The following is a 591-nucleotide window of genomic DNA, read 5'->3' as shown; positions in this document are numbered from 1 at the left end:
ATGCATAGTGTGGCCGTGGTGCTCGGATTACTCGTCTTTGGAACCGCCGCCGCAGTAGGAGATCGAGCATTTCCTTCGACGATTTTCTTCAGCTTTGGAGTGGTGCTCCTCATCAGTATTTCGTGCTTGAGCGTCGGTGCCGGTCAGCCGGAAGAAAAGGGTGAATCGTGAGGTGGAAGAGCTAACAGCAGGCGTAGATGCGAAACAGGCAGTCCTGGGGTCGCTGGAGGCACTCTATCCCTGGATGAAACCTTATCATTCCCGGCCGATCCGCGATTATGCGTTTCGCCTGTTTACGGCGCCGGCTTCGGGTCCCGTGCCCGAAATCCGGCTTCGAGCCTTCACCAAACTACTCGACATCATCAGGAAGGCAGCGACACGAAACGGGTTGTCGACCGACACCGCCTCGGAAATCTGCAGGGATTTCGAAAGGCGCCGCGTGTTGCAGACAGGCCCTCATTTGCTTCTCCTCATGGAGCCAGAAGCCTACTACACGCATATTTTCAGCCTCCTTGGTCTCTCGGCGCATGGCTGTTCGACCTATGTTTCCTACGCCGTTTCGACGGTGAATCTCGTTGAAAAGCCACGCAA

At 55.8% G+C, this 591-nt stretch carries 1 pseudogene; it reads left to right on the top strand.

Annotated elements, in window-relative coordinates:
- Nucleotides 1-136: 136 nt before the first annotated feature.
- A pseudogene (locus ACXJ7R_RS35855) lies at nt 137-591 on the top strand (hypothetical protein); the annotation flags it as partial.

The organism is Mesorhizobium sp. P5_C1, from assembly GCF_054049815.1.
Note: the sequence above shows the minus strand (reverse complement) of the source record. Positions and strands in the feature narration are given on the sequence as shown.